This window comes from Hymenobacter radiodurans (genome assembly GCF_004355185.1).
Lineage (GTDB): Bacteria > Bacteroidota > Bacteroidia > Cytophagales > Hymenobacteraceae > Hymenobacter > Hymenobacter radiodurans.
Genome location: NZ_CP037922.1, coordinates 2876429 through 2893024 on the forward strand (window position 1 = coordinate 2876429; position 16596 = coordinate 2893024).

Annotated in this window: 11 protein-coding genes; all 11 read left to right on the forward strand. The window is 54.1% G+C overall.

Annotated elements, in window-relative coordinates; all coding sequences use genetic code 11:
* Positions 1-114 precede the first annotated feature (114 nt).
* Positions 115-1512, forward strand: a complete 1398-nt coding sequence (locus EPD59_RS13430; RefSeq protein WP_165963589.1) for a toxin-antitoxin system YwqK family antitoxin — start codon at positions 115-117, stop codon at positions 1510-1512.
* Between the two features lie 503 nt (positions 1513-2015).
* A complete protein-coding gene (locus tag EPD59_RS13435; RefSeq protein WP_165963590.1) occupies positions 2016-4433 on the forward strand; it encodes a TonB-dependent receptor domain-containing protein in 2418 nt (805 codons plus the stop codon).
* Positions 4434-5068: 635 nt separating this feature from the next.
* Complete coding sequence (locus EPD59_RS13440) at positions 5069-5527, forward strand: carboxypeptidase regulatory-like domain-containing protein (RefSeq protein ID WP_133273235.1); 459 nt, start codon at positions 5069-5071, stop codon at positions 5525-5527.
* A 162-nt stretch (positions 5528-5689) separates the two neighbouring features.
* A complete protein-coding gene (locus EPD59_RS13445; protein ID WP_133273236.1) occupies positions 5690-6382 on the forward strand; it encodes a DUF2459 domain-containing protein in 693 nt (230 codons plus the stop codon).
* Between the two features lie 147 nt (positions 6383-6529).
* Positions 6530-9022 (forward strand): TonB-dependent receptor domain-containing protein, encoded by a 2493-nt coding sequence (locus EPD59_RS13450; RefSeq protein ID WP_165963591.1) that lies wholly within the window; start codon positions 6530-6532, stop codon positions 9020-9022.
* A gap of 307 nt (positions 9023-9329) precedes the next feature.
* Positions 9330-9671, forward strand: coding sequence for an STAS domain-containing protein (locus tag EPD59_RS13455; protein ID WP_133273238.1), 342 nt, complete (start codon positions 9330-9332; stop codon positions 9669-9671).
* Positions 9672-9850: 179 nt separating this feature from the next.
* Positions 9851-11254 carry a histidine--tRNA ligase gene (hisS, locus tag EPD59_RS13460; RefSeq protein WP_133273239.1) on the forward strand — a complete coding sequence of 468 codons (1404 nt, stop codon included), beginning with the start codon at positions 9851-9853 and terminating at the stop codon, positions 11252-11254.
* An 80-nt stretch (positions 11255-11334) separates the two neighbouring features.
* On the forward strand, positions 11335-12822 hold the full coding sequence (hutH, locus tag EPD59_RS13465) for a histidine ammonia-lyase (RefSeq protein ID WP_133273240.1): 1488 nt from the start codon (positions 11335-11337) through the stop codon (positions 12820-12822).
* Positions 12823-13033: 211 nt separating this feature from the next.
* On the forward strand, positions 13034-15013 hold the full coding sequence (locus EPD59_RS13470; protein WP_133273241.1) for a T9SS type B sorting domain-containing protein: 1980 nt from the start codon (positions 13034-13036) through the stop codon (positions 15011-15013).
* 240 nt (positions 15014-15253) lie between these two features.
* On the forward strand, positions 15254-15589 hold the full coding sequence (locus tag EPD59_RS13475) for a YbaB/EbfC family nucleoid-associated protein (protein ID WP_133273242.1): 336 nt from the start codon (positions 15254-15256) through the stop codon (positions 15587-15589).
* Positions 15579-16403: a glycosyltransferase family 2 protein gene (locus EPD59_RS13480; protein WP_317128370.1), complete on the forward strand. Its 825-nt coding sequence runs from the start codon at positions 15579-15581 to the stop codon at positions 16401-16403. The genes EPD59_RS13475 and EPD59_RS13480 overlap by 11 nt, the downstream gene beginning before the upstream one ends.
* Positions 16404-16596: the final 193 nt, after the last annotated feature.

The following is a 16596-nucleotide window of genomic DNA, read 5'->3' on the forward strand; positions in this document are numbered from 1 at the left end:
CGTTGGGGGGCTTTTTTTCTTCATTGAGTCTTCGTGTATTGACGTAATCAGGTTAAAAAACCGGCTAATGCCACGGCAATGCACTTTGACACATTTTCCTGCGTTCTTGCGTCTATGAAACGAGTTATTTTTCTATTACTGCTACTCTCCTCCACGGCTCAGGCCCAGAAACTGCGTCGTTTGGTGAGCTACCGCGACTCGACCAATAAGGTAGTACGCGAGGTGTATTCTGCCTTAGTGAGCCCAGCCGACACTATCATGGAAGGGCCCTACAAGCGTTTTTACCGCTCTGGCAAGGTAGAAGCACAGACCAGCTATGCCGGCGGCAAGCGCGATAGTGCCTACGTCGAGTTCTTTGAGAACGGACAGCGGCGGTTGGAGGTCACCTTCAAGCAGGGTTTGCGCCAAGGGCCTTTCAAAACCTACTACGCCTCTGGCAAACTAGCCCAGGAAGGCACATACGCCAACGACCAGCCCGATGGCACGCTCAAAACGTATCATCCCAGCGGTGCCATTAAGCTGGAAACTTCTTTGGTAAATGGCCAACCCGTGGGTGCCGTGCGGGAGCTATATCCATCGGGCAAGCCCAAAGTGGAAACCACGTATAAGAACGGCCAGGCCAATGGCCCGATGAAAACCTATCACCCAAACGGTCAGGTTCAAAGCGAGTCGACATATAACAATGGCTTGCTGGCTGGCCCTTACAAAACTTACTACGATAATGGCCAGCTAGAAAGCGAAGTAGTGATTGATAAGGCTGGTAAAGGCACGCAGAAAAGCTACTACCGCTCGGGTAAGCTGCGCACCGAAGGCAACTATGTAGCGGCAACTCTGCAAACCCGCCGCGTGACTAACCCTCTCGGCGACGATTTGACCAAAGGAGCTGCTCCCGGGGCCGGCACGGCTAACCTTGATGGCCCGGCAAAAGCTTATTATGAAAGCGGCGCCGTAAAGAGCAAGCTGAACTACCGCGCCGGTATCCTGACTGGCCAGAACCAGGACTTCTATGAGTCTGGGAAGCTGGAAAAGCAGACTGACTATAGCAACCAGGCCCGCGACCGTAAGGTGACTGCCTATTATGAGTCGGGCGGGGTGAAACAGGAGCAGCAGTTTAAGAATAACGTACCTGCCGGTACGTGGCGCACTTTTTATCCCGATGGTAAGCAGGTACAAACCCAGGAAACGTATGTGAATGGCAGGCTGGCCGGAGACAAGCTGACCTACTACCCCACCGGGGCGGTACAAACCAAGCTCGTGTATGAGAATGGCCGCCCTACCGGCTTGGGTCAGGAATTTTATGCCTCAGGCAAATTAAAATCCGAAACGACCTACGTAAAGGGGCTAAAATCCGGTGCTTACCGCCAACTACGCGAAGATGGTACCCCTGAGGTTGCAGGCGCCTTCCGCAACAACAAGGAAACCGGCGTCTGGACGTACTTCGGGCCTGATGGCAAGGCTGTTAAGCAGAATAAGACCTTCCGAAACGGCGAAGAGGTAACGGCTGGCAAGTAACTTCAGCCTACATTTTACTCCTGCAAAAAGCCCCCGAGATATACTTGGGGGCTTTTTTGCTGTCTACCAATACCTCCCATAGCGAACTAGTAAACTCAATCTTAGCTACTATCAAAAATATTTATCAAGGTACCTTGCTTCACATAGTACCTTCTGATATATTTGTTACATCAATTAGAGCTACTACCTGCCGCACCATTAAGCTCAATCGGGGCTTCCTGAACGACAGAGCCAGGGACACATCAGCGGGAACTCCCCGTGTATGCGGTCACTGCTGAAGGGCACTTACTATTGCTAGCGACGTGAGGTAACTCCTCACCTCAGGGCACACTACCAGTACCTGCCCCCTTTTTTCTTGAGTGAATGCCTGCACTAGGGCAACCAGCGGAACCGCGGCCGTCTGGAACAGTCTCCTATTGCCCAAATTTTTCCACTCCTCTCCTTCTCTTATGAACTCCTCTTCTACTCTTCGCTGGGCGCTGCGGTGCCTGGGGCTCCTTCTTATGCTCTTCCCATTTGGCCTGCAGGCCCAGCAAAAAGCCCCCCAGGGAGCTGTCGCAGGCGTTTTACTTGACGCAAGTAACGGGCAAGCACTGCCCTTTGCGAATGTCGTGCTGCTCCGTGCCCAGGATTCCAGCTTCGTAGCTGGAGCCCAAACGGGTGAGGATGGCGCATTCGTCGTTGCACCCGTAGCGCAGGGCAAATACATGCTCCGCGCTACTGTAATAGGTTATCAGGCGGGCCGACGGCTGGTTTCTATTACGGAGGCGGCGCCCGAAGTAAAGCTTGGCTCCCTAAAATTGCCCCCCACCGCCACCCAACTGGCCGGGGTGACGGTACAAGGTGAGCGAGCGGCCGTGGTTGACAATCTGGACAAGAAAGTAATCAACGTAGATAAGGACTTGAGCAGCGTAGGCGGTACGGCCGTTAATGTGCTGCAAAACGTGCCTTCCGTGTCTGTAGACCAGAATGGAACCGTGAGCATGCGCGGCACCAGCAATATTACGGTGCTCATTGATGGCAAAAATTCTGGCGCAGCCTCCGGGGGCACGGGCACTCGCTTGGAACAGATTCCGGCCAGTAGCATCGACCGGGTGGAAGTAGTGACCAACCCCTCGGCCCGCTACGACGCGGCTGGAGCTGGTGGGGTCATCAACATCATTCTCAAAAAGCAGAAAAAAGACGGCTGGAACGGCTCGGCGGTGGCTAACGTGGGCACCCGCGATAAGTACAATACCTCCTTGAGCTTCAACCGCCGGACCGGCAAACTCAACGTATTTGGCTCTTACGATGGCCGCGACGACCACTACCGCAGTCGCACTACGATGAACCAGTTGGCTACTGTGGAGGGCGTACTGCGCACCACTGATCAGCAGGCGACGGGCTTGCGCCACAGCCGCAACCACGGTGGGCGCTTAGGTCTCGATTACACGATTTCGCCCGAGCAAAGCATCTCTCTGACGGTACAGCCCAACTTCAACCGGGCCGACCCGAATGTGATGAACCAAACAGCTTTTCTCCGCACGGGCGACCAAGACCCCATTCTCCAGCAAACGCGCTCAGTGGTGACGGAGGACGTAAAGACAGCCGATGTATCGGCGGACTACAAGCGCACCTGGGCCGAGCAGAAAGGCCGGGAACTGACGGCTAGTATGGGCTACACCCGCCTGTGGGCCGATGTAGTTGTAGGCCAGCAGTTTACGAATGATGAAGTGGCCCAGCTAGGTTGGAAGCAGGATTTTCGGGTCCGTATTCACGCACTCAATGGCCAGGTTAATTATACCCATCCATTGGGCGAGAAAAGCCGGCTGGATGCAGGCTTGAAAACGGAGTGGGAAACGAACGAAGGCACGGACGACTTTCTGTTGCAGACGGCCTCCGACCAGCCTACTTACTCCCGAGACGCCGACCGCTCTTTCGCTTATGACGTCAAGGATTATGTGCAGGCAGCCTACATCACCGGGCAGCACGCGGTCGGCAACTGGAGCTACCAAGGCGGTTTGCGGGCTGAATACACCAATACGCAAGGCCAAGTGCGCGGCGGACGGGGCAGCTTTGAGCTCGATTATTTGAATGTATTTCCCTCCGCTACCGTAGCTCGCACAATAAGTTCGCACGATCAGCGCCTGCAAGCCAGCTACTCCCGCCGCCTCAACCGTCCGGGCTTCATGCAGCAGCTGCCATTGCCGATCTATATGGACCAGCGCAACTACCGCATCGGCGACCCCAGCTTGCGCCCCGAATACATAAACTCCTTCGAATTGGGACACCAGATAACGATGGGCGATGCTACTGTTACGTCCACCCTCTTCTACCGCCAAACCAATAACGCCATTCAGCGCTTCCGCCGCATAGATACCACGGCCACGCGCCTGCTCAACACACCGGGCGTTATCACGGCTGAATACTTCCAGAACTTTGGGCAAAGCACCAGCCTAGGCGCTGAAATGTCTATCAATCAGCCCTTAGCCAAATGGTGGAAGCTGACTGCCAATGGGTCATTATTTCGCAATAGCATCACGGCCGCTACGGGCACCGAGGCCAGCCGACGCAACGTTACGGGCACGCTACGTTTGCTCAACACCTTTATGCCCACGCCCAAGCTCGATGTACAGCTCACCGGCAACTATCGGGCGGCAGTGCTGACGCCCCAGGGACGCCTTGCTCCGGTTGGCTCCGTGGATATCGCCTTGCGCCACCGCCTGTTCCAAGATCGGGCGGCCCTCACGCTGCGCCTCAGCGATGTATTCAATACTCAGCGCCAGCGCATTACGGCCTACTCAGATAATTTCGAGGCCTCTTACTATAACAAGTGGGAAACGCAGGTTGGCTATGTAGGCTTCTCCTGGTACTTCGGCTCCAATAAGCTCCCCAAGAAAATTGAAGCCGCACCACAGAGTGGTGGTGGTTTCGGAGGCTAAGCTTCTGCATCTCTTTCGGATCATCGGGTGTCACTTGTATAGAGTCTTGTTGCTTGAAATCATGAGCAAACTGTTGCGCTGATTTAACAAGTGTACGCCCGATGATCTGGAATAGAAGATGTAGTTCGTCAAAAATTTCATCCCAAAAAACAGCGTTTCAACCCGTCAAACGCAGTATTTAACACATTTTAAAAAATATTTCAGGTGCCAGGCAGCCCTCATAATAGCTTCTGCATCTATTCCCCTGAAAGCAATTCGAAGATGATCTCGAACTCCTACGCACCCTCCTTCAGCCTCACCTTTTTCTCCCAGCCCGCTCTTTCTCAACCCTAAAAAAAATTTTAACAAGTACCTTGCTTTACATAGTACTGTTAGTTACCTTTACAGTGTTCTCTTCCGGTTCGTGGTAGTGCTTCTTTCAACCAGCACCCCGAGTAAGCCACCCACCGGAGCCGCTTCCAGCCTGACGGGTTGGAGCCTCCCGCCCCACTAGGTTTCACGCCCCCGCGTCCGACCATCTGGGCTCGCCAATCGTCTTTTTTCTAGTTACCTGCCTCACTCCCGAACAGAACCGCGGCTGTTCCCCTGTGCCCAGGTGGCTCCTTTTTCTCTCCTTTCTAAACTCTCAAATCGCCATGAAATCCTCTGTCATCAACCGCTTCCTTGCTGCACTTATCTTCGTTTTAGGTAGCCTTCAATTAGTTGCCTCTGGTCCAGAGAACGGCCGTCTTACCGGTCAGCTTCTCGATGGTGAAACCCAGGAGCCTATTCCTTTCGCCAACGTAGTGCTACTGCGCGCCGATGATCATTCCTTCGTTCGCAGCGTTGCAACCGATGCTGAGGGTACTTTCAAGTTCAATAATGTACCACTGGGTGACTACACGGTGCGCACTACAGTACTGGGTTACAAGTCGTTGAAGCCCGTGGTATCGCTCAGCATGTTGCAGGGCAGAGTTGCACTTGGCTCGGTGGAGATGCAGCCCCTGATGCGTGGGCTGGCTGTGCGGCCGGCTAAAAAAGACGCCATCATTCGTCAGGCTCGTGTAGCTTCGGTTAGCCGTACGCTGACTGCCAGCACCTTAACCGTGCGCTAGCCGACCACTGTCTTTCAGTGTTCTTCAATCCGCCCGACTTGTTGCTCTCCGGCCAGAGCAATAAGCCGGGCGGCGGCATAAAAAGCCCCCCAGCAGCCATTTTCAGCAGAAGTTTCGATTGAAGAATTGGCGCTAGGCAAAAAAGCCGCTACTTAGGCCAATATGTTCCTACGCTGGCTCATGGCTGCTTTCGTCACCTTTATGTTACTGCTTATGACGGGTACGCTGGTGCCAGTAAACAGCGACTTTCGGCAGACACCCGATGGCATCCAGATTTTTGTGGTCTCGAATGGGGTGCACTCCGACCTCGTGCTGCCCGTACGTGAGCCGCGCACGGCCACCAACTGGCTACACATGCTGCACGATTCGGTGGTCGTCAGCAAGTTTGGCCTGCATGAGTACGTAGGCTTTGGCTGGGGCAACGAGGGTTTTTATCTGGGTTCGTATGGGGGGCAATTTCCGGGGCTCGGCACTACGCTACGCGCCGCATTCCCCTCCCCTACGCTTTTACACGTCGATTTTTACAAAAAAGCCCCCCAGCCCGGCGAGCGGGTGGTTAGGCTGCTTATTTCCGAAGCCCAGTACCGCCAGCTATCGGCCTTCGTGCAGCAGTCGTGGCAACCCGATTCGGCGGGCCGGCCGATGCTGCTGAATGCGGCTGGCTATACTCTCGACGATTTTTTTGTCAGGGCCAAGGGTAAGTATCACCTTCTTCGCACCTGCAATGATTGGACGAACCGAGGCCTACGCACCAGCGGCCTGCGTGCCGCTTTGAAGGCTCCTTTTGCCGCCTCCGTATTGTATCAGGCTCGGCGCGCTGCTAAAAAGCCTCCCAGACAACTCCCAGCAGATTAACTGTTGAGGCTGCAACCTATTAGACCTAAAGCGGTTCTTTGCTCGATTCCCGCTGCTCCGCTTCGGCCGGCGCAGCGGGTTTTACGTTAGGTAGCTTAGGGCTTCTGGCTAATTGATTTTGTTTGGTTGTTATTGATTCTCATGTATTTGAATTTTCCCAAAAGGAGCGCTCAAGCTCGATTACTCTTCTTTTTCGCACTATTTCTTGCTCTCACCACTGCTTGGCAAGCGCAGGCGCAGACGGGTACCGTAACCGGTTCCTTGGTGGAGCAAAGCAACGGGCAGCCGGTTCCCTTCGCTAACGTGGTGCTGCTACGGGCCCAGGATTCCACCTTTATTTCGGGTGCTCAAACCACTGAAACTGGCACTTTCGCCATCGAGAATGTGGCCTTCGGGGCCTATACCTTGCGGGCCACTATTCTCGGCTACCGCCCCGTACGGCGCCCTGTTACGCTAAGCGCGGGCAGCCCAACAGTGGCGCTTGGACCAGTCCGGTTGGGCTCAACCACTACTCGCCTTAAAGAGGTAGTAGTGCAGGGAGAACGGGCTATTCTGACCGACAACCTCGATAAAAAGGTAATTGACGTATCGAAAGACCTCACAACCACGGGTGGTTCGGCGGTGGACGTGCTCCAAAATGTACCGTCGGTAACAGTTGACCAATCTGGCTCGGTAAGCTTACGCGGCTCGGGCAACGTGACCATTTTCGTGGATGGCAAACCCACTGGGGCCGCTGGCGGAGGCCGCTCGGCCGTACTCGACCAGATTCCGGCCAGCAGTATTCAGAGCATTGAAGTAGTGACTAATCCTTCCTCGCGCTACGACGCGGAGGGTACGGCCGGCGTCATTAATATCATCCTCAAAAAAGAGCGCAAAGACGGTGTGAATGGCCTAGCAACGGTGAATGCGGGCACCAAAGACAAGTATAACACGTCCTTGAGCCTCAATGCGCGCAAGGGAAAGTTTAACATGTTTGGCAGCTACGATTTTCGCCGCGACCGTCGCACGGGCTTCGGCTCCTCGTTCCAAACTTCCACTTTTCTGGATAACAACAATCAGCAGCGCACCCGCTTACTCGATCAGAATGAGATAAGCTTAGACTACCGCACCTCCCACGCGGGCCGTTTCGGCGTTGATTATGCTATCACCGATTATCAAACCCTGACGCTAAGTGTGCAGCCACGCTTTAACAGAGGGCAAGAGGCTGAAAACCAAGCCACGCGCCAGTCGGCGCCGGGCAATGAGCAATTGCCGGTCGGCAGCAGCTTCAATTTGAACGCGAACGAGAATGGTTCTAACCGTTCTACCGACTATGCTATCGATTACCGGCGCACCTGGGACAAACAAGCCCGCCGCGAACTGACTGCCAACGTTGTGTATACGCCGATTCGGAGCGAAAACGAGATTATTTCCAACCGGATTTCCTACGACGATGCGCCGTTTGTACAGCAACGTCAGCGCTTCGATAACGCCATCGATCAGGCATCGGCTCAAATCGACTACGTGCATCCGTTCGGGGAGAAAGGTCGGCTTGAAGGCGGCTTTAAAAGCGTGCTGCGTCAGTTCGATGCCGACTATCAGTTTTTTGACGCGCTCGCGCTCAACGACCTGCTTTCCAACCGCTTTCGCTACGAGGAATACATTCAGGCCGGCTATGCGACTTATGCCAACGCAACCGGCAAGTGGAGCTACCAGGCTGGCCTGCGCCTGGAGCAGACAAATACCGAGGGGCGACAGTTTGCTACCACCCAAGACACGACCTTCACCCGCAATTACCTGAACCTGTTTCCGAGCGCCGTGCTGGCCTACGATCTGACCAAGGATCAGCGCGTGCAAGTGAGCTATTCACGGCGTTTGAACCGGCCGGGAGTCAACCAGCTCAATCCGTTCATCGACCGCTCGGAGCCGTTGGATACCCGCAGTGGCAATCCGGGTTTGCGGCCGGAGTACATCAATTCTCTTGAGCTTGGTTTTCAGAAGTTTTTTGGGCAGTCCAGTTCCTTCACCACCACCGCTTTCTATCGCCAGACCAACAATTCGGTGCAGCGCTTTCGGCAGTTAGGCTTTAACGAGCAGTTGCAGGCTCCTAGCACCAACACAACGCTGCTCAACCTGGCGCGAGGCACGGCTTATGGCCTGGAACTGGTGGGCTCAGGTAGCATCACCTCGTTCTGGAAAGTCAACGCCAACCTCTCCGGCTTTCGAAACATCATCGAAGGCTCAGCTCCCGGCACTGACATTGACAACCGCAACTTCACGTACACGGGCCGTTTAAATAACAATTTCACGGTTACTAAGAAGCTGGATATTCAATTCTCGGCTAACTATCGTTCAGCAGCCGTTACGGCTCAAGGCCGTCGTGGCGAGTTTTTCTTCACCGAATTTGCTGCCAAGCAAAACGTGTTGAAGGACAAAGGCAGCATCACGCTCCGTGTGTCAGATGTGTTTAATACGCTCCGCTTCAACTTCGACTCATTTGGGCCTGGCTTTGAATCGGTGAGCCGCAATAAGCGGGAAACGCGCGTGGCATTTCTAGGATTCACCTACCGCTTCGGTGGTGCCCAACAGCCAGAGCGCCGTCGTCGCGGTGACCAACCCCAGCAGGGCCCCGAAGACCCTACGGAAGGTGGCATAGACTAGAGCTGTAGCAGAAAGAAAGCCGTGCCGGATCATCCGGCACGGCTTTCTTGTTGAAATTAAAATCCTGTTTATCAATTCATTCAATAACCGATTACGCAGCATACAGCTAGCAAGCACAAGGATTTGAATTTATTTTAATTAAAAAAGTGCAAAACGACAGCTTTTGTACAACTAATACGTATTAGCCGCAGACTACTCTATTATCTACTGCAACTGAACCTACGCTGGCCTAACCCGCAAGCACCCAAATTCATCTTACTTTCTACTGGCTAGGCTCTCGCTGACAGCTGCCCTGTCTGCCATTCATATGCTTGATGTACATCGCGAAATATTACCGGAAAGCTACCTGCTGATCTTAGCTCCTGATTCGCACACTCCCGATGAGGAGAAGCTGAGTCGGGCCCTATTTCGGGCCAGCCGAAGCAGCAAACGGGCAGTGTGGGTAGATTGTAGCTTGCTGCAACACATGCCAGCCGAGGCTATAGAGTTGCTACTAGCTTACGCTTACCACTTGCGCTGCCAGGAGCGCCGACTCGTGCTTTGCCATGTACCGGAAGAGGTGCAGCACCACTTTCTGCACTTAGACGCCGCTTCCCAGCCACTGATGGTATCCTCCTTGCTCGATGCTGATCTTGGCGCAAACGAATAGATTTCTACACTACAAAAAAGCCCCCGTACATGTATGGGGGGCTTTTTTTATGAATAATTAGTCGCGCTTCATCTACTATTCAGCTTCCTGCTTTAGCTGTATTTGCAGTTCAGGCTACGTCGTTGATGAGGCGTGCGGCCAATCGTTGTTACCTTCGCGGCCCTATTGATCTGCATTCGATGAGCATCCAAAAACCCAGCATTCCGAAAGGCACCCGCGACTTTGGCCCCGCCGTGGTGGCGCGCCGCAACTACATTTTTGGCGTCATCCGCCGCACGTTTGAGCTGTTTGGGTATGCCCCGCTCGAAACGCCCACGCTCGAAAATCTCTCCGTGCTCACCGGCAAATACGGCGACGAAGGCGACCAGCTGCTGTTTAAAGTCCTGAACTCCGGCGACTTCCTCAAAGATGTCGCGCCGGATGATATTGCTGAGGGCACGCGCAAAGTACTGCCCAAAATTGCCGAAAAAGGGTTGCGCTACGACCTTACGGTGCCGTTTGCTCGCTACGTAGTAATGAACCGCGGCACGCTTACCTTTCCCTTTAAACGCTACCAGATTCAGCCAGTATGGCGCGCCGACCGCCCGCAGCGTGGCCGCTACCGCGAGTTCTACCAATGCGATGCCGACGTAGTGGGCACTGATTCGCTGCTCTGTGAGGCGGAGATTGTGCTCATGATGTGTGAGGTGCTAAACGGTATTAGTCTCACCGACTTCACAATCAAAATCAACCACCGGGGCGTGCTGCGCAATATTTATCAGGCGCTGGGCAGCGAAGGCAAGGAGTCGGATCTATTTGTAGCTATCGATAAGCTGGACAAAATAGGCCGCGAAGGCGTGGAAAAAGAACTGGCAGAGCGCGGCTTTTCGGCCCAGGCCTCGGAACAGCTATTTGAGCTTTTGGCTACCTCTGGTAATTATGGAGAGAAGCTGGAGAAGTTGAATAGTGCTTTTCAAAAAGCTGGCTTACCGTCGGAAAGTGAAGGCTCAAACAGCCCTACATACAAGGGCCTGAAGGACTTGCGCGAGGTACAGGAGTATCTCACCAGCTTCGGCTTCACGCAATTCGACAAAGTAGAGTTTGACCCCACGCTGGCTCGTGGCCTCTCCTACTACACGGGCTGCATCTTTGAAATCAAGATTAACAACGTCAAAATTGGTAGCGTATCCGGCGGCGGGCGCTACGACAACCTCACGGGCGCGTTCGGGCTGCCGGGCGTGTCGGGCGTTGGCTTCAGCTTCGGGGTAGATCGGCTTTATGATTGTCTGGAAGAGTTGAACTTGTTTCCGCCGAATGCGGCCACGACTACGCGTTGCTTGGTCGTGAATTTTGACGAAGAAGCTGGCCGCGCGGCTCTGCCCGTGCTTCGGCAGTTGCGGGAGGCTGGCATTCCCAGTGAGCTATATCACACCCCAGATAAACTGGTAAAGCAGTTCAAGTACGCCGACCAAAAAGGCATCGCTTACGTGCTGCTGCAAGGCTCTGAAGAGCGCGTGAAAAGTCTTTTCAAGCTCAAAAACATGAGTACCGGTCAGGAGCAGCTCCTTGCTTTGCATGACGTATTGAGCGCTCTGGCTCAATAAATAAAGAATAATCACCAGCTTTCAGCAGCGGCCTGAATTACTGCAGACGCTCACTTCACAATCGGTATTCTCCCACCCCGATGTACTCCCTCGACCCGACCACCCACCTCACGCTTTCTACCTTAAGCCATCTGCTTCGCGAGCGACCCATGGTCGTGTTGAGCGACGAAGCCCGGCAGCGCGTTGCCACTTGCTATGAGTATCTACGCAACCGGCTGGAGCAGTCGGATGCGCCCATATATGGCATCAACACCGGCTTCGGGGCGCTCTGCAACACCGGAATTGCCCCCCAGCAACGCCGCCAGCTCCAACTAAATCTGCTGATGTCGCACGCCTGCGGTACGGGCGAGGAAGTGCCCGAAGAGGTAGTTCGGCTCATGCTTTTACTTAAAGCGCAGAGCCTGAGCTATGGCCACAGTGGCGTGCAGGTAGCGACTGTGCAGCGCTTGCTCGACTTTTATAATCGGGAGATGTATCCGGTGGTGTACCAACAGGGCTCACTAGGTGCCAGCGGCGATTTGGCACCCCTGGCGCACTTGTGTTTGCCACTGCTGGGCCTAGGGGAAGTAAATTATCAGGGCTACCGCCTCGCCTCCACCGACGCCCTAAGCTTATTTAGTTGGCCTGCCATTGAGCTGGAAGCCAAAGAAGGGCTGGCGCTGCTCAATGGTACCCAGTTTATGCTGGCATACGGCGTGCATTGTACGTTACGCGCCCAGCGCTTAGCCAACGCCGCCGATGCGATCGGAGCACTGTCGCTGGAAGCCTTTGGGGGGCAAATTCAGCCGTTTGACGCCCGCTTGCACCAGATTCGCCCCCATGCCGGACAAGTAGCCGCCGCCGCACGCATACGCAATTTTCTGTCTGACAGCGAACTACAAGACCAACCCAAAGCCGCCGTTCAGGATCCGTATTCCTTCCGCTGTCAGCCGCAGGTACACGGTGCCTCCCGCGACGCCTTTGCTTATGTAGCGCAGGTGATGGAAACAGAATGCAACGCAGTGACTGACAACCCGAATGTGTTTGCTGATGATGACACAATCCTTTCGGGGGGCAATTTTCATGGTCAGCCGTTGGCCTTGGCTCTGGATTTTCTGGCTATTGCCGTAGCAGAACTGGGGGGCATTTCGGAGCGCCGTACGTACCAGTTGCTCAGTGGACAGCGCGGCTTACCGCCTTTTCTGGTTGCTGAACCCGGCCTGAACTCGGGGCTGATGATTCCGCAATACACTGCCGCCGGCATTGTGAGCCAGAACAAGCAGCTGTGTACGCCCGCCTCCGTCGATAGCATTGTAAGCAGCAATGGTCAGGAAGACCACGTCAGCATGGGTGCCAACGCCGCGACCAAAGCCCGCCGTGTAGTCGAAAATGTAGAGCAGCTATTAGGTATCGAACTTCTTACTGCGGCTCAGGCACTCGCCTTTCGACGCCCGGCCCGAACTTCGGCCGCGCTGGAACAGATAGTTGAGGATTTTAGGCAAAAAGTGGCTTTTGTGAGTCGCGACCGTGTGCTGTACTCCGATTTACAGGCCGCCGCTGCCTTCGTTCGCACTTACGAGTGGCCATAAGTAAGGAACTATATCATTCTACACTGATCTATAGAACCTGGATTGGAAAAATATTCTTTACTTAAGGGGAGTCTATCCAGTCCTCAACAATACAGTAATAAAGTAACTTGACTTACTGGTGCAGGATTGTGCAAGGGCTTTAATCCAGGCAAATCTCCCTACTTTCAGTCATCCGAAAACGCAAACACCCCCTGGCTACGTTATAAGCTTCGTGAAAAACTTCTATCGTCTTTTTGTTCTACTTCCAGCGCTGTTGTTGGCTACGCTGGCTCCTGCCCAAACCTGTGAGAACACGCCCAATTCAGGGGCCGATTTTAAGGTTGTGGATGCTTCCACGGGCACAGAAATATCAACTTTATGCGCAGGCCGTGAAATAAGACTCGTGGATAACAGCGGTCGGCAACTCGACCCAAGTGTGGTGCGCTACGCCACCGGGGCTGCTATCACCTGCACCGGCTCCGACTTCTCCACCAATGCCTCATACACTCCTAATGCCGCCGACGCAACGCGCGGCTTTGTAGTTATCACCCAAAATACCCCCCAGATAGTTGGAGCGTCGGGTATCATTTTCTCTAAACGCGTTGAGGTAAAGGCTTCACCAGCACCCACCTTCACGCTTACCTCGTGCTCCCCTGACGTTGTCCAGGTTACGATTACGGACCAGGTATACGCTGCTAACCTTTACACCGTAAAAATTGGGAACAACGTTTTCAGTAATGTGGATAGAAGCCAGCCACGCACGTTTTCCGTTCCTGCTGGTGTCACGGCCGTAACTGTGACAGGCAATTATGTCGGCAACAGCCTGTGCAACAACAGCAACACCCAAAATTTTACGCCGGCTACTGCGCCACGCCGCCCTGTTCTTCAACAACTTGAGGTTCGCGACAAAGACATCGTATTTAAATTCAGTGATATTCAGGCAGGCTTTCAATATGAGATTCAGATAGCTGAGATGGGAGCCCCTGGTGGCTACCGTACTATTGCCCGCCTAATTACCGGCAACGGGGACCTGGAGTATACGCTGCTAAATGCCCCCCTGCCCGCCTGCTACCGTATTCGTCCTTCTTCCGCTTGCGACGCTACTTCAAGTGCCGGCTTGCCTGCTTCTAATCAAGTCTGCACTGTTGATTTAGGAACAATCAGCTTGGTTTCTACATCTGCTAACGGTATAAACAAACTTACCTGGACAACTTTTGATCCGGTCATTAGCACTTTCCAGATACGTCGAGATCAGCAGATTATAGCTACTATACCCGGTAATCGCCCCTTTGAATACTTCGATAATACGGCGAGCTGCGGCACTACCTATTCGTATCAGGTGACGGCTTTGGTCGACCGCGCTGCCTCGGCGTCCAACAAGTCGTCAGTAACAACGGCGGCCGGTACTGCGCCGGAACCACCGCGTCTGGTAGCAGGCTTTACGCTCAGTAATAAGGTAGAATTGTATGCTACGAACGCAGTTGGTCAACCCTTGCCTAATGAGCTTACATTTCTGCGCACCTCTCCCAACCCCGTTGAATTGGGCGTGGTAAATGCTCCCACCATTAGCGATACGCCCGAAAACCTAAGCATCACAAGTCCACCAACTTATGTAGCCCGCCGCCGCGATGCCTGCGGCAGTATATCGGGCGATAGCAACCCTGCCTCTCCAGTGGTACTTTCTGTCGATCCTCAGCCTGAAGGAGCGCGCTTCACTTGGTCGCCGCTGGGAGCCCCCAATGCTACTATCCCTGTACAGTACCAGCTGGTACGCCTTGCCCTTAATGGCTCTACTATTGATATTATTCCGGTGAGCGGCCTGAGCTACGTAGACACTCAACCACCTACAAATCAGAGCACTGTGCGCTACCGCATTGAAGCTACAGGTGGCGGTCTGGCCACGGCCAGCTATTCGAATCTGGTAAATGTTACGCGTCAGCCCCGCTTGGCAATGCCAACGGCTTTCTCACCCAACGGCGACGGCTTGAATGATGTATTAGAAGTAAAAGGGCGCTTCTTGAGCACGTTTGTTTTCACCGTCATCGACCGCAACGGCCAGGAGGTATTTCGCGGCACTAACCGCACCCAAACCTGGGATGGTCGCATTAATGGGCGCGCACCAGTGCCAGGGGCTTACGCATGGCGTTTCGAGGCTCTCACCGATGAAGGCAAGCCTTTTATACAGCACGGCGCCATTACCATTGTACGCTAACCCGCGCGTCTGACTCACAGTACCGTAGCTAAGGCCTGACTCTACTAATTACTCAGGCAGGCGTTGAAGTGGACAAACGAAGTACCTTTGTATTTCAGTTGTCGTACGCACACAGCCACGGTTGCTGCTTCTATCCTGGCAGCATCTCAACTATGTGCGGCATCTGCTGTATTACAGAAGCAGATACTATTAAGTATTCCGAAACCTCATTTAAACGCTCTCAGAGCACTATTTTGGCTTATGTTTGATATGATGGGCATGATGGGCAAAGTGAAGGAGCTTCAGGATAAGATGAAGCAGGCCCAAGACGAAGTACAGTTCCTGACGGCCACCGCCGAGTCGGGCGGGGGTTTGGTAAAGGCCACGGCCAACGGGAAGCGTAATGTGGTGAAGCTGGAAATAGATGAGTCGCTGCTCACTCCCCAAGACCGAGAGATGCTTGCTGACCTAGTAGTGGCGGCAGTTAATAAGGCCCTTGATGAAGTAAGTGAGAAAGCCAAAGAAGAACTTAAGAACAAAACGGCCGGTTTGATGCCCAATCTTCCGGGCCTCGACCTTGGCAATTTTGGCCTCTGATCCTTACTCGTCACCTACTTCCTTGCTCCCGCACGTAGCCGTCGTTATTCTTAACTGGAACGGCTGCGAGTTGCTGCGAACGTTTCTGCCCTCCGTGTTGGCCCACTCTGATGGCGCCCGCGTGGTGGTAGTCGATAATGCCTCCACCGATGGCTCGATGGAGCTGCTGGGGGGCTTTTTTCCGGAAGTTGAGGTTATTCAGCATCCCGAAAATCTGGGATTCTGCGCGGGTTATAATCAGGCATTAGCTCAGGTAGATGCGACTTACTACGTTTTGCTCAACTCTGATGTAGCCGTAACTCCGGGCTGGCTCCAACCCTTAGTGGCGCTGCTGGATCGGAAGCCAATGGTGGCCGCCTGTCAGCCTAAGCTGCTGGCCTACGCCGAGCCCACCCAGTTTGAATACGCAGGGGCCGGCGGGGGTTACCTCGACCGTTTAGGCTACCCTTTCTGCCGGGGTCGTTTGTTCGAAACCCTCGAAACCGACCATGGCCAATACAACGATTCGCGCCCAGTAGCTTGGGCTAGCGGCGCTTGTATGGCAGTGCGGGCCAGCGCTTGGCATGAGCTGGGAGGACTGGAAACGGCATTCTTTGCCCACATGGAGGAAATTGACCTATGCTGGCGTTTCTGGAATGCGGGCTACGAAGTGTGGTATGAGGGCAGCAGCACGGTGTACCATGTGGGCGGCGGCACGCTACACAAATCCAACCCCCGCAAAACCTACCTCAACTTCCGCAATGGATTGGCTTTGCTATACAAGAATGCCCCCAGAACGAGTTGGGGGGCATTTTTATCCAACGCATTGCATTAGATTGGATTGCGGCCTTGCGTATGCTAGTCCAAGGTGCATTTGCTGATGCCCGCGCCGTACTGCGGGCGCATCGTGATTTTTTCAGCAACCGTACGTATTGGCGGCGGCAACGAATGGCAGCTCGGCCTCACTTACAGGTGTCGGAACGTCCGGGCGTATATGCCCGAAGCCTGGTATGGGCTTATTTTGGGCT